14 protein-coding genes and 2 pseudogenes are annotated in these 18,347 nt (G+C 69.8%); 9 read left to right on the forward strand and 7 right to left on the reverse strand.

From position 1 onward, the window contains the following. Positions 1 to 38 precede the first annotated feature (38 nt). Both LBC97_09065 and LBC97_09070 read left to right on the forward strand, forming a co-directional pair. Positions 39 to 155, forward strand: a pseudogene (locus LBC97_09065) (TetR/AcrR family transcriptional regulator). A 27-nt stretch (positions 156 to 182) separates the two neighbouring features. Next, positions 183 to 569, forward strand: a complete 387-nt coding sequence (locus tag LBC97_09070; protein MDR2566186.1) for a TetR/AcrR family transcriptional regulator C-terminal ligand-binding domain-containing protein — start codon at positions 183 to 185, stop codon at positions 567 to 569. Positions 570 to 718: 149 nt separating this feature from the next. Here the strand turns inward: LBC97_09070 and LBC97_09075 are convergent, their stop codons facing one another. Next, the gene (locus LBC97_09075) at positions 719 to 2,011 is read right to left on the reverse strand and encodes an MATE family efflux transporter (protein ID MDR2566187.1); all 1,293 of its coding nucleotides are present in this window, start codon (positions 2,009 to 2,011) and stop codon (positions 719 to 721) included. Between the two features lie 12 nt (positions 2,012 to 2,023). Further along, positions 2,024 to 3,073: a lipoate--protein ligase family protein gene (locus LBC97_09080; protein MDR2566188.1), complete on the reverse strand. Its 1,050-nt coding sequence runs from the start codon at positions 3,071 to 3,073 to the stop codon at positions 2,024 to 2,026. Between the two features lie 336 nt (positions 3,074 to 3,409). Between LBC97_09080 and LBC97_09085 the strand changes: the two genes are divergently transcribed. Beyond that, positions 3,410 to 4,129, forward strand: coding sequence for a DUF3152 domain-containing protein (locus LBC97_09085; GenBank protein MDR2566189.1), 720 nt, complete (start codon positions 3,410 to 3,412; stop codon positions 4,127 to 4,129). A 1,137-nt stretch (positions 4,130 to 5,266) separates the two neighbouring features. On the opposite strand, the gene LBC97_09090 is transcribed toward LBC97_09085, so the two are convergent. After that, positions 5,267 to 6,475 (reverse strand): acetate kinase, encoded by a 1,209-nt coding sequence (locus LBC97_09090; protein MDR2566190.1) that lies wholly within the window; start codon positions 6,473 to 6,475, stop codon positions 5,267 to 5,269. Between the two features lie 76 nt (positions 6,476 to 6,551). Further along, complete coding sequence (gene pta, locus LBC97_09095; protein ID MDR2566191.1) at positions 6,552 to 8,609, reverse strand: phosphate acetyltransferase; 2,058 nt, start codon at positions 8,607 to 8,609, stop codon at positions 6,552 to 6,554. Between the two features lie 119 nt (positions 8,610 to 8,728). On the opposite strand from pta, the gene guaA reads away from it, so the two are divergent. Together guaA and LBC97_09105 are read left to right on the forward strand one after the other, a co-directional pair. Continuing rightward, complete coding sequence (guaA, locus tag LBC97_09100; protein ID MDR2566192.1) at positions 8,729 to 10,441, forward strand: glutamine-hydrolyzing GMP synthase; 1,713 nt, start codon at positions 8,729 to 8,731, stop codon at positions 10,439 to 10,441. Between the two features lie 54 nt (positions 10,442 to 10,495). Further along, the gene (locus LBC97_09105; GenBank protein ID MDR2566193.1) at positions 10,496 to 11,269 is read left to right on the forward strand and encodes a hypothetical protein; all 774 of its coding nucleotides are present in this window, start codon (positions 10,496 to 10,498) and stop codon (positions 11,267 to 11,269) included. Positions 11,270 to 11,273: 4 nt separating this feature from the next. Here LBC97_09105 and LBC97_09110 read toward each other — a convergent pair whose 3' ends face one another. Further along, the gene (locus tag LBC97_09110; protein MDR2566194.1) at positions 11,274 to 11,432 is read right to left on the reverse strand and encodes a hypothetical protein; all 159 of its coding nucleotides are present in this window, start codon (positions 11,430 to 11,432) and stop codon (positions 11,274 to 11,276) included. A gap of 225 nt (positions 11,433 to 11,657) precedes the next feature. Here LBC97_09110 and LBC97_09115 point away from each other — a divergent pair, with 225 nt between their 5' ends. Further along, entirely contained in the window at positions 11,658 to 12,296 is a 639-nt protein-coding gene (locus tag LBC97_09115) for a hypothetical protein (GenBank protein MDR2566195.1), read from the forward strand. Between the two features lie 119 nt (positions 12,297 to 12,415). Here the strand turns inward: LBC97_09115 and LBC97_09120 are convergent, their stop codons facing one another. Both LBC97_09120 and LBC97_09125 read right to left on the reverse strand, forming a co-directional pair. Next, on the reverse strand, positions 12,416 to 12,799 hold the full coding sequence (locus tag LBC97_09120; GenBank protein MDR2566196.1) for a hypothetical protein: 384 nt from the start codon (positions 12,797 to 12,799) through the stop codon (positions 12,416 to 12,418). A gap of 9 nt (positions 12,800 to 12,808) precedes the next feature. Next, entirely contained in the window at positions 12,809 to 14,770 is a 1,962-nt protein-coding gene (locus LBC97_09125) for a PspC domain-containing protein (GenBank protein ID MDR2566197.1), read from the reverse strand. 158 nt (positions 14,771 to 14,928) lie between these two features. Between LBC97_09125 and LBC97_09130 the strand changes: the two are divergent. The 3 genes and pseudogenes from LBC97_09130 to LBC97_09140 all read left to right on the forward strand — a co-directional run bounded on the left by LBC97_09130 (position 14,929) and on the right by LBC97_09140 (position 18,193). Continuing rightward, positions 14,929 to 15,129 (forward strand): annotated as a pseudogene (locus tag LBC97_09130) (PspC domain-containing protein). 1,010 nt (positions 15,130 to 16,139) lie between these two features. Next, positions 16,140 to 16,790, forward strand: a complete 651-nt coding sequence (locus LBC97_09135) for a response regulator transcription factor (GenBank protein ID MDR2566198.1) — start codon at positions 16,140 to 16,142, stop codon at positions 16,788 to 16,790. A gap of 29 nt (positions 16,791 to 16,819) precedes the next feature. Then, positions 16,820 to 18,193: an MFS transporter gene (locus tag LBC97_09140; protein MDR2566199.1), complete on the forward strand. Its 1,374-nt coding sequence runs from the start codon at positions 16,820 to 16,822 to the stop codon at positions 18,191 to 18,193. Positions 18,194 to 18,347 lie beyond the last annotated feature (154 nt).

Below are 18,347 nucleotides of genomic sequence, written 5' to 3' on the forward strand. Positions count from 1 at the left end.
AGGCGGCGCCTGGCCGGCGGGAGAGCGCCCGTTCGGAGGCGTCCCGGCTCGCGATCCTTGACGCGACCGCGCGATTGTTCGCCGCGAACGGCTACGACCGCATGAGCATTGAAGGCATAGCGGCGGAGGCCGGGGTCGGCAAACAGACCATCTATCGCTGGTGGGACTCCAAGTCCGCGCTGGTGGCTGAGTGTCTTCTGGAGGGCGTTCTGGCGCCGGGGGCTTTGGCTCCGCGGGACACGGGTGACGTCGGGGCCGACTTGCGGGTGTGGTTGGGGGAATTGTTCGCGTTTGTGGGCGATAGCGCGCACGCCACCATGACGCGGTCGTTGTTCGCCGCCGCCGCTGAGAACGAGGATGTGGGGAGGCTGCTGAGTTCGGCGCTGGGCGCGGGTTCGGTCCTTCACGTCCGCCTTGAGCGGGCCGCCGCGGCGGGGCAGTTGCGGCCCGGCACGCCGGTCCCGGAACTGGCCAAGGCCTTGGTCGGCTACGTCATTGTCCACGCGCTGGAGCGCGCGGGCACGCCCGCCGACCTGCCGGGCCGGGTGGTCGCGGCTCTTCTTCCCTGACGCGGGGTTCCGCCGCGGTGGGTTCTGCGTCAGGGGGCCCGTGGTGGGGCCTGGAGCGTCTTCGTGATCCGCTGGTGGATCGGGATCGGCTCGGAGGTCGCAGTTGAGGCTGCTGGTGGCCCGGCGCCAAAGGCTTTGACAGGGGCAGGCTAGACCGCCGCCGCGCGGCGGCGGTAGATCAGGGAACGCGCCAACATGAATTCGCCGGCGTAGCCGACCCAGAGCAGCGGGAGTCCCGCCGCGCCGGTGGCCCAGGCCGCCACTGCGGCGGCCCAAGGAAGATAGCAGGCCAAAGACATGGCCATCCCTTTTGCCAGGAATGGGCCCTCGGTCTCAGCGCCCATCAGGATCCCGTCCAGCGCAAAGGCCCAGGCCGCAAGCGGCATGCACAGCGCGACCACCAACAGGGCTGGCGTGGCCGCCGTGACGACGGCCCGGTCTGGCGTGAACGCCCACGGCAGGGTCCACGCCGAGGCCGCGAACAGGGCGCCCAAGCCGGCTCCGGACAGGACCGACAAATTGACCACGGTTTTCTTGACGGCGCGCAGCTCGCCGGCGTCGCCGCTGCCCAGGGACGCCCCGACCAGCGCCTGCGCGGCAATCGCCAGGGCGTCAGTGCTGAGCGCTGAGAACATCCACACATTTGAGACGATCTGATGCGCGGCCAACTGCACGGCCCCGAGCGAAGAGGCCACCCACAAACTGGAGAGCCCCGCCGCCCGCAGGCAACAGGTCCGCAGGAACAGGGGCGCCCCGACGCGGGCCGCCTCCCCGACTCCGTGCGGGTGCGGGGTCAGTTCGGCCCCTGAGCGGCGGGCGAACCGGACAACCAGGCCGCCGGCCCACAGGGCCATCGCGGTCTGGGCCACCACGGTGCCCACCGCCGCGCCGCGGATCCCCATACCGGCGGGGTAACAGAGCAACAACGAGACGGCGGCGTTGATCACGCCGCCGGTCACCGCCACGTAGAGGGTGACACGGGTGTTTTGGAGTCCTCGTAGCACGCCGATCGCCGCCAACACGACCAGCATGGCGGGCATGCCCGGCGCGGACCAGCGCAGGTACTGAGAGGCCGCCGCAAACACGGAAGGGTCCGGGCCGAACCACCGCAGGACCGCCCTGCCGCCCGCATAAAGGGCTGCGCCCACTACCACACCGAGCCCCAACGCCAGCCACAGGGCGTCCACGCCCCGCCGGGCGGCCTCAGGCAAATCGCCGGCACCGCAAGCCCGCGCCACACCGGCCGTGGTGGCGTAGGCGAGGAAAACGCACAGGTAAACGCATGTGTCCAGGACCATGCCCGCCAGCGCCAGGCCAGCCAGCGGCACCGTGCCCAGGTGCCCCACAATGGCGCTGTCCACCATCACAAACAACGGCTCGGCGGCGAGCGCGCCCAACGCGGGGACCGCCAGGGCGAGGACCCGGCGACGGGCAGAGGTCACGGCACTATGGTGTCACGGCACTCGGCGCAGCCATTCGGGGTTGGCGAACTTGGCCTCCACCAACTCGGCCGCGCGGGCGAGTTCCGCCGCCGTCGGCTCGGAGCGCTCCAGCCCGTGGAGCGACTCGAAATGGGCGACGAACGCGTCGACAATGGTTTCGCGGGTCAGGCCCGTTTGCGACCGAAGCGGGTCGACCCGCTTGGCGGCGGACTTGGTGCCTTTGTCGGAGAGTTTCTCGCGGCCGATCCGCAACACCTCCAGCATCTTTGCCGCGTCGATGTCGTAAGCCATCGTGACGTGGTGTAACACCGTCCCGTCTGCGAAGCGCTTCTGGGCCGCCCCGGCGATCTTCCCCGCCGGGCTGGCGATGTCGTTGATCGGCAGATAGGTCGCGTCGATCCCCAAGCCCCGCAACGCCCCGACGCACCAGGCGTCGAGGAACGCGTAGGAATCCACGAAGCTCATCCCGTCCACCAAGGATTCGGGCACCACCAGCGAGTATGTGATGGTGTTGCCCGGCTCGACAAACATGGCCCCGCCCCCGGACACCCGCCGGACCACGGTCACGTCGTGGCGGGCGGCGCCCGCCTCGTCGACCTCGTTGGACCAGGACTGGTAGGACCCGATGATGACCGCGTTGGACGCCCACTCCCAGACCCTGAGCGTGGGGCCGCGCCGCCCGGCGGCTAGTTCTTCCGCGTAAACCTGGTCCAGCGCCATTTGAGTGTACGGGTCGCGCGGCTTTTCCTGGATCAGCGTGAAGGTGTGGTCAGCCCAGGTGGAGGACTTGCCGAGCGCCCGCCTGACGGCGATCGCCACCGCCAGGGGGTCGAATCCGACCAGCGTGTCGGTCGGCTCAAGGGCCCGGTGGACGCGTTCGGCGAGGGTTTGGGCCTGGTCTTCAGCCGCCGCGCCCAGAAGCGCTGCCTCGATTCGGGAGAGTGCGTCATCCGGTTCCAGGAAGAAGTCTCCCGCCAGTCGGGCCTCCGCGAGTCGCCCTTCCCGCACCCCCACATCGACTGCGACCAGTTTGCCGCCAGGAGTTTTGTATTCGCCGTGCACCGGGCCAGGTTAACCTCTGCCTGCCCGCCAACGGAAATCCGGTAACGCCCCCACTGGCCTTGCGTCGCCAGTTTGGCCCGGCCCGCTTTGTCGACATTGCCCGATGCCGACCGCACGGCGCCCGAACAGCCCCAAAGGACAGGCGCAGCGCCGAGAAAGCCGCACCGAGAAACGGGGACGGTCAGATGTCCGGCTTGCGGAAATCAAGTCCTCCCCATTTCGGCACGTCGTAGTCCGCTGGGATGAGCGGCCAGGGGATTTGTCGCTCTGTGGGCGGAACAAACGATGGTCGACGGGAGGACGACAGCGCGGCGCGGGCGGATCAAGCTGGGAAGTATGGCGACTTACCAAACTCGGCGGAAGGCCCGGCTGACGCCGCTCGGGAGGCTTGTTTTCGGGGCGTTGGCTTTGGTGGCGCTGGCGGGCCTATGGGTCGGGGGCAAGGCCGTCCTCGGCTGGATTGCGCCGGAAGCGGGCCTGCGGGGGCAGGACGCACGGGCCGAGGGCGGAGACCGCCACATCCCGCAGACCCCAGGGGCTCAAGAGGGCCAGCACGCAGGCGCAGCCGTGGTGGTCACCTATGATGTCGCGGCCGCAGGACCGGTCGCGGCGGACCTGGCGGATTTCGCGGCCCAGGCGCAAGCCGCCCTGGACGACCCGTCGGGTTGGCGCACTGCGGGCGTCGGCTTTGACCGGGTGGCCGGGGGCGGCGACTTCACCCTCTGGCTGGCCACGCCGGACCAGATGACCGGCTTCGCCGAGGACTGTTCCCCCGAGTATTCCTGCCGCGTCGGCCGGGATGTCGTGATCAACGAGGAGCGCTGGTTGCGCGGCGCGCTGCCGGGGGCCCTGGACGGCCTTGAACTTGACGTTTACAGGGCGATGGTGGTGAATCACGAGGTTGGCCATTGGCTTGGGCACGACCACTCCGGATGCCCCGGCCCCGGCCAATCGGCGCCGCTGATGATGCAGCAGTCCAAAGGCCTGGACGGGTGCGTCGCCAATCAGTATCCGCTGCCGGAGGAGCAAACGGCTCCGGCGCTGGGCCTTGGCTAGAACGCGCGAGCGAGCCGCACGACTGCACGGCGGCTTGGCTTCGCCGCGGCTCAGATCGCGGTCAGCCGAGGATGGCGAAGAAGACCGGCGCGAACGCGCCGACCGCGCGGGGCTTGGCTTCGCCGCGGCTCAGATCGCGGTCAGCCGAGGATGACGAAGAAGACCAGCGAGAACGAGCCGACCGCCAGGGCGATGGCACCAACCACCAGGCCGACGATCCAACCGACCTTGCCCCCGCGCGGATTGGGTTCCCGCGGCGGCTTGGGAGGCTTGGGCGGCGGAGCCGATGTGCCGGGAGGGCTGTAGCCAGGCGGCGGTGCTCCGTAGCCGGGTCCTGGAGGGGGAGCGCCGTAGGTTGGCGGCGGCGCGGTCGTTCCCTGTGGCGCCGAGGCTGGCGGCGGTCCCGGCTGCGGGCCGGGTGTTGGCGGCGCGAATCCCGGCTGCGTGTCCGCCGGGGGTGGAGTGGGCGGGTTGCCAGGTCCGGGCCCGTAGTTAGGGGGCGGAGGAGGAGGCTGCGAGGGCGGGGCGAATCCGCTGGGAGCAGGCGTCCCCGGGGGGATGCTGGGCGGCGGTGGCGGCGGCGCGCTGGCTTGCGGCCCTAGGCGAACGGTTTCGGTTGCCGGCGGGCGGAGCGGCAGCGGCGCCTGGCGACCCGGCGGTGTGCCGTAATCCGGCTCGGGCGCGGGGGGCGGCCCCGGTGGAGGCGGAGCCGGCGCGAAGCCCGGCCCGTTCGGCGGGGCCGGGGCCGGCGCGAAGCCCGGGTCGTTTGGCGGCGTGGGGGCCGGGGGTTCGGGTTGAGACGGGCTGGCCTCCAGGCTGGCTCCGCAGTTGGAACAAAAAGCGCCCTCTTCATTGGGGCTGTCGCATTTAGGGCAGCGCTGCATGGACCAATTCTTCCCTATAGCGCAGCGGATTCCCACCCCGGCGGCCAACACGGTGCTCGCGGGAGCGTTGGGGCGGCACCGGGAGCCGGCCTCGGGACCTCGGGCAGGTCTGTCCCCATCCTTCGAAGAAAGGACCGTCCCCGGTTTGAAGGAGGGGGACAGACGTGGCGTGGCGGTGCTGGTGGGGGCCGGACGGCATCGGGCAGGTGTGTCCCCATCTTTCGAAGAAAGGACCGTCCCCGGTTGTGGCGGGTTAGGGGGTGGTTGGGGTCAGGGAGTCGATTAGCTCGGCCGCCTGGTGGGCTATCTCGTATTCCTCGTCGGTCGGCATGACCCAGACTTGCGTCGCCGCGCCCTCGGGGGAGATGCGGGTGGCGCTGCGGGCGGACTGGTTCAGGGCCGGGTCCAGCAAGACGCCGAAGGCTTCCAGGCCCTCCAGCGCCATGGCCCGCGTGATCGGGTCGTTCTCGCCAATTCCGGCGGTGAACGCGATCGCGTCCACCCGGCCCAGTTGGGCGCAATAGGCGCCAATGTAATGGCGCAGCCGGTGGGTGAAGACCTCCAGGGCGAGCTTCGCGGCCGGGTCGCCCTCGCCGATCGCCTTGTGGATGTCCCGCACGTCGAGCGAGCCGCACAGCCCCAACAGGCCGGACTTCTTGTTCAGCATGGTGTCGACCTGGTCCACGGTGTAGCCGCCCTCCCGGACCAGGTGGAAGACGATCGCCGGGTCGATGTCGCCGCAGCGCGAGCCCATGACCAGGCCTTCCAGCGGCGTCAGGCCCATGGAGGTCTCAACGCTGTGGCCGCCCCGGACGGCCGCCATGGAGCACCCGGAGCCGATGTGGATGGTGATGATGTTGACATCCTCGGGCGCGCGGCTCATGGCGCGGGCCGTCTCCCTGGAGACGTATTGATGCGAGGTGCCGTGGAAGCCGTAACGCCGGATCCGCAAAGACTTCGCCACCTCCGGGGGAATGGCGTAGGTGTAGGCGGCGGGGGGCAGGGTGGCGTGGAAGGCCGTGTCGAAGATCGCCACCTGCGGGAGCTCTGGGAAGGCGTCCATGGCGGCCCGGATGCCCTGCAGGTTGGCGGGATTGTGAAGCGGCGCCAGGGGCGACAGCTCCTCGATGGTCTGGATGACCTCGGGGGTGATGATGGTCGCGGCCGTGTAGATGTCGGCGCCTTGCACCACCCGGTGGCCCACTCCGACCAGGCCCACGGTGGCGAGGTCTGGCCCATACTTGGCGAACAGCTTGAGCACTGCCCGAAGCCCGGTGGTGTGGTCCGGCACGGGCACCTCGACGGTGTGCTTCTCGCCGTGCGCCTTGTGGGTCAGCGGTGAGACCGCCTCGCCGATCCTCTCCACAATGCCGCTGGCCAGGGCCTCGCGGGTGTCGACGTCCACCAGTTGGTACTTAATTGACGAGGAGCCGGCGTTGATGACTAGAACTGTTTCGCTCACGGGTGATTCCTTTTCGTTGCGAGTTGAGCTGGGCTAAGGCAGGGAGCCGCCACTGGGGATGGCCGCGAAATGGCCGTCACTGGGCCTGGCACGCGGTGATGATGACCGTGTTGACGATGTCTTCCACCAGCGCGCCGCGGGACAGGTCGTTGACCGGCTTGCGCAGGCCTTGCAGCACGGGTCCAATGGCGACCGCGCCAGCCGAGCGCTGCACCGCCTTGTAGACGGCGTTGCCAGTGTTGAGGTCCGGGAAGATCAGCACGGTGGCGCGGCCCGCCACGGGCGAGCCGGGCATCTTCGAGGCGCCGACAGAGGGAACCACCGCCGCGTCGTACTGGATCGGGCCGTCCAGGGCCAGTTCCGGGGCGGCCGCCTGGGCCAGCTCGGTGGCCTGACGCACCGCGTCCACGTCCGGCCCGGCGCCGGACGTGCCGGTCGAATAGGAGATCATGGCCACGCGCGGGTCCACCCCGAAGGCCTTCGCCGTGGTGGCCGAATCGACCGCGATTCCGGCCAGTTGGCTGGGCGTGGGGTTCGGGTTGACAGCGCAGTCGCCGAACACCAGCACCCGGTCCGCCATGGCCATCAGGAAGACGGAGGAGACAACCTCCGTGCCCGGTTTGGTCTTGATGATCTCGAAGGACGGCCGGATCGTGTCGGCCGTGGTGTGCTTGGCGCCGGACACCATGCCGTCCGCCATCCCGGTGTGGACCATCATGGTGGCGAAGTAGGTGCCCGAGTTCCGGATCACCTCCAGCGCGCGGTCCTTGGTCATGCCTTTGTGGGCGCGCAGTTCGGCGTAGATGTCGGCGAAGTGGTCCACCAGGTCGCCGCCGGTCGGGTCCACGATGTTGGCGGCCCTGAGGTCCAGGTCCAAGGCGGCGGCCCGCGCCAGAATGGCGTCCCGGTCGCCCAAGATGGTGACGCGGGCGGCGTCCATCTCGAGGACGCGGGCGGCGGCCTGGAGGATCCGGTCGTCATCCCCCTCCGGCAGCACAATGTTCTTGAGGTCTTGGCGGGCGCGCTTGACCAGCGACTGCTGGAAGGCCAGCGGCGTCACGGCGACGGGGACGAACGCCTCGATCGCCTCGGCGAAACGGCGGCCGTCCACGCCCTCTTCGAAGGCCTCCAGAGCGGCTTCGACTTTGTCCTGGGAGGAGAGGTCCAGTTGGCCCCGCACCAGGGTGGCCGCCGCGGCGGCCGCGAACGTCTCCTTGGCGGTCGTGATGATCGGCAGGTCGCCGGCCAGCGAGCGCGCCAGGTCCATGACCGGCTTCTCCGGCACGTAGCCGCCGCCCATGATCAGGCCGGCCAGGGCCGGGAAGTCCTCGTCGCCCTGGGTTGAGGCCAGCCCCAGCAGCACGCCCACCCGGTCGCCGGGGAAGATCACCACGGACCGGGGCGTCAGGTGGGCCAGCACGTGCTCCACCTCTTGGGCGGCGATCGTCATGTCCAGCACTTCGAGGCCCAACGCCGCCGGGTCCCCGCTCGCCAACGTGCCGCCCACCGCGTCCACCACCGCGCCCAGAGTTGGGGCCAGCGCGATCCGCGAGTCGGGGATCGCCCCCGTCGGCACGTCCAGTTCGCCCAGGGCCGCGCGCACGGCCGCGAGTTGGTCCGCCGGGCACCGGTTGGCGATCACGCCGACTACCTTGGCGTGCTCGTTTTCGACTGTGGCGGTCGCCAATTTGGCCGATGCCGTGATCTGGCCCGGCGTCCAACGCGTCGCCGGGAGGACCAGCAATATGGGCGCCCCGAGGTTGGCCGCGATTTGGGCGTTGAGGGAAAGCTCCTCGCCGCCCGGCACGTCGGTGTGGTCTGATCCGACCACCACCACAAAGTCGCAGCTGGCTTTGAAGGCCTCGAAGCGTTCCAGCACCAACTCCATGGCCGCCTCCGGCGCCTCGTGGAAATGCTGGTAGGTGGTGCCCACGCGAACCGCCCTGTCGGCCTCGATGGTGTCGCGTGTTTTGAGCAGGTCCAGCACGTGGTCGCTGCCGTCGGCGTTCCGGAGCACGGGCCTGAAAACGCCCACCCGTTCATAGGAGCGCTTCAGCTCCTCGATCAATCCGACAGCCACAATAGACTTGACCGCGTCGCGGTCGGTCGAAGCCAAGAAAACTGAACGTGCCACGCCTGAACGCCTTTCCTCAATGAACGGGGTTTTTACTCGATGTTGGAACCGCCAACTCCTACAGTGTACCTAGGACTTCCGGCCCTTCCGGCCAGCTTGATCAAGGAGCATTCCATTCCGTGACCAATTCCTTACCCAATCCCAAGCCCGTCTTGGTGGTCGACTTCGGCGCGCAGTACGCCCAATTGATCGCCCGTCGAGTTCGGGAAGCGCACATCTACTCGGAGATCGTACCGCACAGTTGGTCGGCCGAGCGGATTCTGGCCCGCGACCCGGCGGCGATCATCCTGTCCGGCGGCCCGGCCTCGGTCTTCGAACCCGGCGCGCCCCGGTTGGACCCCGCCCTGCTTGAGGCGGGCGTGCCGGTGCTCGGCATCTGCTACGGCTTCCAGGCCATGGCCCACGTGCTGGGCGGCGACGTCGACCGGGCCTCCAAGGGCGAATACGGGTCTACGCGGGCTGCGGTGCCGGCGTCCGCGAGCCCCGCCGGCGCTGATCCGGCCGGGTCTGGAGCGTCTGATTCCCCCGCGACGTCTGGTTCCGGAGGCCATCTCATCCCTGCGGCCCCAGGTTCTGGGGGCGGTCCCGCTGGGGGATTGCTGGCCGGCAGCCCGGCCACGCAGACCGTCTGGATGAGCCACGGCGTGGCGGTGACCCGGCCGCCGGCCGGATTCGAAGTCCTGGCCAGCACCGACGGGGCGCCGGTGGCGGCGTTCCAAGACCGCTCGCGCGGGCTCTACGGGCTGCAATGGCACCCGGAGGTCCGACACACCCCGCTGGGCCAGGCGGCGCTGGAGAACTTCCTCTACCGGGAGGCGGGGCTGAAGCCGAACTGGACCCCCGGATCGATAGTCGCCGAACAGGTCGCGGCGATCCGGCGGCAAGTCGGCTCCGACCAGGTGATCTGCGGCCTGTCCGGCGGGGTGGACTCCTCCGTGGCGGCGGCGCTGGTGCAGCGGGCCGTGGGCGACCAGTTGACTTGCGTGTTCGTTGACCACGGGCTCCTCCGCCAAGGGGAACGCGAGCAGGTTGAACGGGACTTCGTGGCCGTCACCGGCGCGAAGTTGGTGGTGCAAGACGCCTCGGCGGTGTTCCTGCGCGCTTTGGCCGGGGTGAGCGACCCGGAGGCCAAACGCAAGATAATCGGGCGGGAGTTCATCCGCGCCTTCGAGGCGGCGGCCTCAGACGTGGTGGCCCAGGCGGCGGCCGGCACGGGAGAAGGGGCCGCTGGGACCGGCCAGGTTCGGTTCCTGGTGCAGGGGACGCTTTATCCGGACGTGGTCGAATCCGGCGGCGGCGACGGCGCCGCCACGATCAAATCCCACCACAACGTTGGGGGGCTGCCCGAGGACCTTCAATTCGAACTGGTCGAGCCGTTGCGGGCCCTGTTCAAGGACGAGGTGCGGGCGGTCGGCTCCGAACTCGGCCTGCCGGACTCGATGGTCTGGCGGCAGCCGTTCCCCGGCCCCGGACTGGGCATACGAATTGTGGGCGAGGTGACCGAAAGCCGGCTGGAGACGGTTAGGCGGGCGGACGGCATCGTGCGCGAAGAGCTGACGCGGGCGGGGCTGGACCGTGAGATCTGGCAATGCCCGGTGGTGCTCCTGGCGGACGTGCGGTCGGTCGGCGTGCAGGGCGACGGGCGGACCTACGGGCATCCGGTGGTGCTGCGGCCGGTCAGCTCCGAGGACGCGATGACGGCGGACTTCTCGCGGCTCGACTACGACCTGCTGTCGAAGATCGCGGGGCGGATCACCGGCGAGGTGCCGGAGGTCAACCGGGTTGTCCTCGACATCACCTCGAAGCCGCCCGGCACCATCGAATGGGAGTGACGCGGCCCGGCCAACGCTGGGCCTGAACGGAAAACGCGGGAATCGGAGGTTGCCATGAGAGACGTGTGGAACAGCGGCGGCGTGGCCTACGGGGCCTGGACCACGATCGCGGACCCGGTGGCCGTGACCCTGGTCGCACGGGGCGGATTCGACTACACGTGCGTTGACCTCCAGCACGGGATGGCCACCTTCGGCGAGCTGCCGACCATCTTGCGCTACCTCATGGGAACTGGCACGACTCGGCTGGTGCGCGTGCCGTCCAGCGCCGCCGCGCCGATCACACGGGCACTGGACCTGGGTGCGCAAGGGGTTGTGGTGCCCATGGTGGAGGATGCCGAGGAGGCGGCGCGGGCCGTGGCCGCCGCGCGGTACCCGGCTCTGCCCGGCGCGCCGGAGACGCACGGTCGGCGCAGCTGGGGGCCGATCTTCTGGGACCTGGGCGAGGCGCCCGGGCCGGCCGAGGCCAACGAAGAGGTGATTGTGGTCGTGATGATCGAGACGCCGGGGGCGTTTGCGCAGATTGAGCGCATCGCGGCCGTGCCCGGCGTGGACGTCTTGTACGTGGGGCCGTACGACTTCGCCCTCTCCAGCGGCTACGGGCAGGCCACCTACCGGGACAACGCGGAGGTCGAACAGCGCATGCGGCGGGTCGTGGACGTGGCCCTTGAGCACGGGAAAATCCCCGCCGTGCACTGCACGGACCTGCAGATGGTGCGCGACTGGCGCGAGCGCGGGGCGCGCATGCTCACCGCCTGCCTCGACACCACCGTGATCGCCGAAGCCTTCGCGGCGCGGCTGGCCGGCGCCACAGACACGGGGCGGGGCTGATCGTTTACGCCACGTCGACCGGGTCGACTGCGACAACTCGGCTGCCCGACAGAATCGCTGCCTGGGAAATGGTCTCCAAGGCGTCGACCAAGAGTTGGCGTCCCAAGCCGCGCCCCTGGAGCGAACGGTCCAGGGCCAATCGCGCGAGCAGATAGCCGGGCACGACCGAACGGCCACGGCTGGCCTGTCGGGGGAGTTCAGGCCGGGTCAACCGTGTGGGCGCAACCGAGTAGTGCGCCAGGTCGCGGTCGGCCAATGGTCCCTTGACAGTAGAATGGAATCAGCCTCCAAGCGCATAACGACCAGTCGCGGGGAACTGACCGAGGGCGGCGCCATTTCCGGCCTTGTGGGGGCTGGGTAGTCACCCGCGGGCGAGGAGCCCTCGAACATGTCAAACAGTCAACTCGATGCGGGCCGCGGCGTGCGCGGCATTGGCCGCATTCTGATGATTCTGGGAATCCTGGTGTTCGCGGCCGGGGTGGCCACCTACATTGCAGTCGGCGCCCAGCTCAAAGCCGAGAAGATTCCAATCAACGGCGACACGCCGTTCATGAACTCCGTCTTCGGGTCCGGCGAAGGCGAAACGCCGAAGGAAGTCGGGGGGCCGCTAGGCGCGATCGCCCAGGCCGAAGGCATCAAGATGCACACCGAAAACATGCCGGGCAACTACGGCTTTGAAGACCTCAACGGCCGGACTGCGGGCGAGATAGCGCATATTCGCTCTGCCAAGGAATACGCGGGCGCGGGCGGCGAAGAGGCGGATGCCAAGATGACGGCCCTTTGGAACATGATGAACACCTCTTCCTTCCTGCGGTCGTCGCTGATGCTCAGCGCCATGGCTTTCGGCGTGGCGTTGCTCGTAGCAGGGGTCGGCGTGGTGGTCCTCTTGGTCGGCTGGGGCCTGCTCAAAGCCGGGCGTGGGCTGGGCGACCAGCGCCCGAACATAGGCCAGGTCACGGAGGTGGTCACCTCCCCGGCCGCGCCCGTTCTGATGGAGCCGGCCGAGCCGCCGGTCGCGCGGGCCTGAAATCCATTTCCCTCGGGGCGGTTGTCGTCGCGTTGGCCGCCAGTTGGCCGGTCGCGCGGGCTTGAAGGTCATTTCCCTCCGGTTCACGCCCGCGCGCCCGTGCCTCGCGCCACTTTCGGTTAGGCCTTGGGGCGGCGAAAGGCCGCTATCAGCGCGGAGACGATCAGGGTTACGCCGCCCAGCGCCAAGATCAGGATCAGAGCCAACTGTTCGTCAACCACAAAGCCGCATGAGGCGGCGATGATCCAGACGCCTAGCAGCGCTATCACGATTCCCGTGATGATCATGCCGACACGGGGGCCGGTCTTGACCGGCGGGGCGGGTCGCGGCAGCGTGGGCGCCGCAGGCGCCGTCCCGTAGGGTCCGGGGTAATAGGGGGCCGGACCCGTGGGGTAGCCGGGCGTCCCGTATGGATGGCGTCCGTAATGCGTCGCGCCGACGGGCACGCGTGGCGGCGGGGCCGACGGACGGTGCGGCTGGGCCGGAGGTGGTGTGTTGCTCATGGGTGGCTCCTAACGTATTCCCCAGATCCGGGAGTCTTCTTGGTAGATCTCCAGATTGCCGATGGTCCCCCGGTAGTTGATTGTCAAAGTCGGACCGTCGCCGGCGGACAGCGTCTCGGCGCGCAGCGACACGTTCAGACCTCCAAGCTCGTCTTCTCCGCGATCGATTTCCCAAACCGAGCCGGTGCTGCTCCCGTGCCAGCCCCGCCCGCGCACGCCCGCGGCGGACCAGTCGACCAACCATTCGTCACGGTCGAATCCGGACAGCTCGATCGCGCCGGTTGAGACGGTGGCGTTGATGACCACGGCACCGCTGGAAGGCACCGTCAAAATGGCCTGCCCAACCCCCACCGACACGTCCACCGTCAGGTCCTCGCCCCGAAGGGCCGGGTCTGTCAGGTTGACAGACAGCTCGCCAGCCCCGATTGAATAGCCGGCCGCCGCGTCCGCTCGGGTGGAGGGGCTGTAGTCGTACGAGCCGACGGTCACCGAACCGTTGACCATGCGCAGCGCCTGCGCCCCGCCCGCGAGCGGAGCCGCGAACAGCGCCAGGACGATCGCCGCGGCTATGAATCCGCCCGCTCGCCGCCCAGCCATGCCCAAGATCACAAGCCCCACGCCCATCACCACTAGCGCCCCGCCCAGGCAGAGGCCCATCACGACGAAGCCGCTCAGCAGGTCCGTGTAGCGGCTGATCGCCACCACGCCCGCAATCGCCAGCAACATCAGGCCCAGCAACGCGAGCGTCAAGGCCCCGCCTTTGGCTCGCCGGGCCGGCGGCGTGCCAGCTCCCGGCGGCCACCCGCCGTTGCCTCCGCCCTTGCCCGGCGCCGTCCAGCCGCCGCCCGCTCCCTGCCCGCCTTGGGCAGGCGCGGTGCTTGCCGGCGCCGTCCCGGCCTGGCCGGTCGATTCGGCGCCCGGCTGTTCGCCTTGTCCGGGCAACTGAGCGGTCAGGGGCTCAGTTGGCGCCTCGGCGGCGGTTGCGGGCGCCTCGGTGCGAGTGAAGTCGCGATCCTGATCCGCTGGTGGATCGGGAAGAGCTTGGAGGTCGCTTTGCGGGTCGCCGGCGGCGGTTGTGCCCGCCTCTTTGCGAGTGAAATCGCGATCCTGATCCGCTGGTGGATCGGGAAGAGCTTGAAGGTCGCTTTGCGGGTCGCCCCCTGGACCACCGGCCTCGGTGGCAGGCTCTCCCGGCGATGGTTGGGCTGGCGTTTCTTCTTTCGGCTGGGCTGATAGTGGTTCGGGCATTGGTTCCCCCGATCCTCCTGGTAGTTGTTGCGTTGATGCGGGGATGAGGTCGTTTGGCATGGGCTCGGCCATCACGGCGGTCGCGGCGCCGGCCGCCGCAGGGACCGAACTGTTTGGCGGAGCAAATGGCGGGGCTGGCGCTGGCGGCCGCGCTGGAGGCGCTGAGGCCCCGGCGGGTGCTGGGAAGGGCTGAACGGCATCGGGCGCTGGGTAGGTGGGCGGAACCGGTCCGCCGGGGTTGGGCTGACCCGGCGGCGGGGCCGCGAACTGCGGTTGCTGCGCGGGGGTGGGCGGGCGGTTGAAGGCGTACGCGCAGACGATCACCACCGCCGCAGCCAACGTTGCCAACCAGAACATGCCCCAAGGGAAGGTTGTGGGCATCCATACGAACACCATGACCGCGCCGCAGGCGGTCAGGGCGGCGCTGCCCCAGAAGCCGGGGCTGAAGCGGCCCTCGACGGCGTCTTCAAGGTGACTCCGCCCGGTCGCGGCGTCTGGGACGGCGAGCCAGGCGGCGCCGTAAAGCAACAGGCCCAGGCCGGAGAAAATGGCGGCCACAATGAACAACCCCCGCACCAGCACCGGGTCCCAGCCCAGGCGGCGGGCCAAGCCTGAGGCCACTCCGCCAATCCAGCGGTCGGGGCCGCGAAAGACTTGTTGGCGGCGAATCCAATCGAAGAAGCTCGATCCGGCCGGACGGGCGGGAGGTGGAAATGCGGTCATGGATACCAGTCTGAACGCCGCGGGCTCGGCGTTCTATTGGGGTTCGCCCTGATTCGACCCTGATTTGCCCCTGGTTCCTCCCTGATTTGACCGCGATTCGCCCCTGATTAAGCGGGACAGACCTGCCCCGGCCAGGCGCGGCGTGGTTCCATGGTCATGTGTCCAAAGGTCCACGTGCCGGCGCCAGGCCGGAGTTGCGCCGCCCCCGCCGGGGGAGGCGGATCGCGGGCGTGGCGGCCGGACTGGCCGCGCACCTTGAGGTCAGCGCCACTGTCATGCGCTGGGCTTTTGTGATTGCCGGCCTGACGGGGCCCGGCTTGGTCCTTTACGCGTGGCTGTGGCTGACAGTGCCCTCGGCGGATCCGGCGGCGCCCCCGCCCGCCCTGGCCCGGCTTGCCCCGGCGCTGAAGGACCGGGAGCGGCGCTCGCCGTTCTTGTTGGCCGCCGGCGGGGTGTTGCTGTTGGGCCTGGCGGGCCTGGTGGCCGCCACGGCGGCGGGAGCCCATGTGCCCTGGCAGTGGCTGGCGCCGGTGTTAGCCCTGGTGGGCGGCTTGGTCTTGGCATGGAGCCAGCTGGATCGGGTGGATGCGGAGGCCAGACGCGGGCCGGTGTCTTGGATGCGCCTGATTGGGGCGCTGGCACTGGTGGTGCTCGGCTCGGCGCTGCTGATCAGCCAAGGCCGGGGGCCGTCCTCGCTGATCATGGCGCTGGTCGCGGGGCTGGCGGTGCTGGCGGGCGTGGCGCTGGTGCTGGCCCCATGGTGGCTGCGGCTGATCAACGCCCTGTGGGACGAGCGTTCCGCCACCGCGCGGGAGGCCGAACGCGCCGACATTGCCGCCCACTTGCATGATTCGGTCCTGCAAACCCTCGCCTTGATCCGCACTCAAGCCGACGACGAGTCGGCCGTGCGCCGCCTGGCCCGCGCGCAGGAACGCGAACTGCGGGAATGGCTTTACCAGGACCGCGCGCCGTCCGGGCTGTCGCTGGCGGCAGCCCTCAAGGACACAGCCGCAGAAGTCGAAGATTTGACCGGTTCGGAAATCGGCGTGGTGGTTGTGGGCGACCACCCGCCCACGGATCCGGCCGTGGCGCTGATTGGCGCGACCCGCGAAGGCCTCCTCAATGCGGTCCGCCACGGCGGCCCGCCGGTCTCGCTCTATGCCGAGATCGGCACCGACCGCGCCGAGGTCTTCATCAAGGACCGCGGGCCCGGTTTTGAGCTGAGCCAGGTCCCGGCGGACCGTCTGGGGGTGCGCGAATCGATCATCGGGCGGGTGCGCCGGCACGGGGGCGCCGCAGAGGTGGTCTCAAACCCCGGCCAAGGCACTGAGATACGTTTGAAGATGACATTGGCGGGCAAGGAAGGCGCATGAACGCGAAGTTGCGGGTGGTGTTGGTTGACGACCACGCCCTGTTCCGCTCCGGCACCAAAGCCGAGTTGGGCGGCGCCCTGGACATTGTGGGGGAGGCCGACTGCGTCGAGGGGGCGATTGACGTGATTGGGCGCGTGCAGCCGGACGTGGTGCTGCTGGACGTGCACCTGCCGGGCGGCCACGGAGGCGGCGGCGCCGAGGTGGCCAGCGCCTTCGCCGGTTCCCCGGTCCGGTTTTTGGCTTTGTCGGTGTCCGATGCCGCCGGCGACGTGGTGGCCGTCATCCGGGCCGGGGCACGGGGTTACGTCACCAAGACCATCACGGCGGGCGAGTTGGTGGAGGCCGTTCGCCGCGTGGCGGATGGTGACGCGGTCTTCTCGCCCCGGCTGGCGGGCTTTGTGCTGGACGCTTTTGGGGCGGTGGCCGGGAACGTGGCCGCGGCGGACGACGAACTCGACTCGTTGACCGCCCGCGAGCAGGAGGTCATGCGGCTGATCGCGCGCGGTTACACCTACCGCGAGGTGGCGGGGGAGTTGTTCATCTCAATCAAGACGGTCGAAACGCATGTGAGCGCCGTTCTGCGGAAACTGCAGTTGTCCAACCGGGCGGAGCTGACCCGTTGGGCGGCGCGGCGGAACCTCCTTTGAGCTCTGCGCCCGGAGGCGGCCTGCCATCAATGCCGCGCAACGTTTGGATCTTGGCGGGGATTGGCCTGGCCGTGGCGATCGGGTTCGGCGTGGTCAACCCTGTGCTCCCGGTCTTTGCGGCCTCCTTTGGCGTCAACGAGTTGGCCGCCGCAGCGGTTGTGAGCGCTTTCGCGCTGATGCGCCTGGTGTTCGCCCCGGCTGTTGGCCCGTTGACCGACCGTTGGGGGCACCGGTTCGTTCTGCTGGCGGGCGTGCTGATCGTGGCGGTGTCTTCGCTGGCGGTCGGCTACGCGCGATCCTATGCGCAGATGATTGTTTTCCGGGGCCTGGGCGGGTTGGGTTCCGCGATGTTCTCCGTTTCGGCCATGACGATCCTGTTGTCCTCGGTGGACGCGGACCGGCGCGGGCGCGCCTCGGCGGTGTACCAGGGATCATTCCTGGTCGGGGCGGTGGCGGGCCCCGCGTTGGGCGGCCTGTTCGGCGCCATCTCGCTCCGCGCCCCGTTCTTCTTCTATTCGATCACCCTGGGCGCGGCGGCGGCGGTGTCGCTGGGCTTGGCGCCCATCACCGGCGACCGGCCGCTTGCGGCCCGGCCCGACCGGACGACGCCCGGGGCCGCCGCCGGCGCGGCGGGTTCGGCTGCGGGCGTGTCGGTCCCGGACGAGCAGGCCGGGAATGGTGGTCTGGATTCCCCCGGTGGGCCGGTCTCGGCCGGGGATGGCGGGGCTGACGGCGTCGGGCGGGGGCCGAGCCTGTCGGAAGGGGAAGACGGGGGTGACCGGACGGCATCGGGCGGGGTGGCGAGGCCGCTGCGCGAGGTGGTGCGGGACCGGCGGTACCAGGCGGCGTTGCTGGCGCACTTGGCGCAGGGGTGGAACACCAACGGCACGCGGGGCGCGCTGATCCCGTTGTTCGTGGCGGCGTACCTGGCGGCCGACGAGTCCCAAGCGGTGCTGTGGGCGGGGATCGCAATGTCGGTCGGGGCGATTGTCCAGGTGGGGGCGATCTGGCCGTCGGGGGTGGTGGTGGACCGGATCGGGCGGCGGGGACCCATGGTGATTGGCGCGTTGGTCGCCGCGGGCGCGATGGCGGCGCTGCCCATCTCGCGCTCGCTGGCGGTGTTGGCGGCTGTCCTGTCTGTCTACGCGATCGGGGCGGCGCTGATCGGCACGGCGCCCGCGGCGGCGGTGGGGGACGCGGCCGGGCCGGGCGGCACCCGCGCGATCGCCCTGTACTCCATGGCGGGGGACACCGGCTCGGTGGTGGGCCCGCTGGTGGCGGGCTACTTGGCGGCGCACTTCTCCTATGTCACGGCGTGCGCGGCGGGGGCGCTGCTCTGGCTGGCGTCGGCGCTGGTTTCCGCCGCGATGCGGCGGCCAGGAGCTGACCGGCGCTTGCCGTAGCGCGCTGAGTTGGCAGCAGGCTGACCGTTGCTTGCCTTAGCCTCGATCCGCCGATTTGGGGTCGTGTGGCGTGTCGGATCGGCGCCTGGGGTTGGCGGGGGGCGCGTGGCGCGGCGCGGGCGGCTGGTGGCGCGATCGTGCCGCTGGCCTGCGC

It is taken from the genome of Bifidobacteriaceae bacterium (assembly GCA_031281585.1).
Lineage (GTDB): Bacteria > Actinomycetota > Actinomycetes > Actinomycetales > WQXJ01 > JAIRTF01.

Coding starts and splice junctions, on each gene's coding strand:
- LBC97_09085 (MDR2566189.1), top strand. CDS start 3,410: ATGGCGACTTACCAAACTCGGCGGAAGGCCCGGCTGACGCCGCTCGGG.
- LBC97_09105 (MDR2566193.1), top strand. CDS start 10,496: ATGAGAGACGTGTGGAACAGCGGCGGCGTGGCCTACGGGGCCTGGACC.
- LBC97_09115 (MDR2566195.1), top strand. CDS start 11,658: ATGTCAAACAGTCAACTCGATGCGGGCCGCGGCGTGCGCGGCATTGGC.
- LBC97_09120 (MDR2566196.1), bottom strand. CDS start 12,799: ATGAGCAACACACCACCTCCGGCCCAGCCGCACCGTCCGTCGGCCCCG.
- LBC97_09125 (MDR2566197.1), bottom strand. CDS start 14,770: ATGACCGCATTTCCACCTCCCGCCCGTCCGGCCGGATCGAGCTTCTTC.
- LBC97_09135 (MDR2566198.1), top strand. CDS start 16,140: ATGAACGCGAAGTTGCGGGTGGTGTTGGTTGACGACCACGCCCTGTTC.
- LBC97_09140 (MDR2566199.1), top strand. CDS start 16,820: ATGCCGCGCAACGTTTGGATCTTGGCGGGGATTGGCCTGGCCGTGGCG.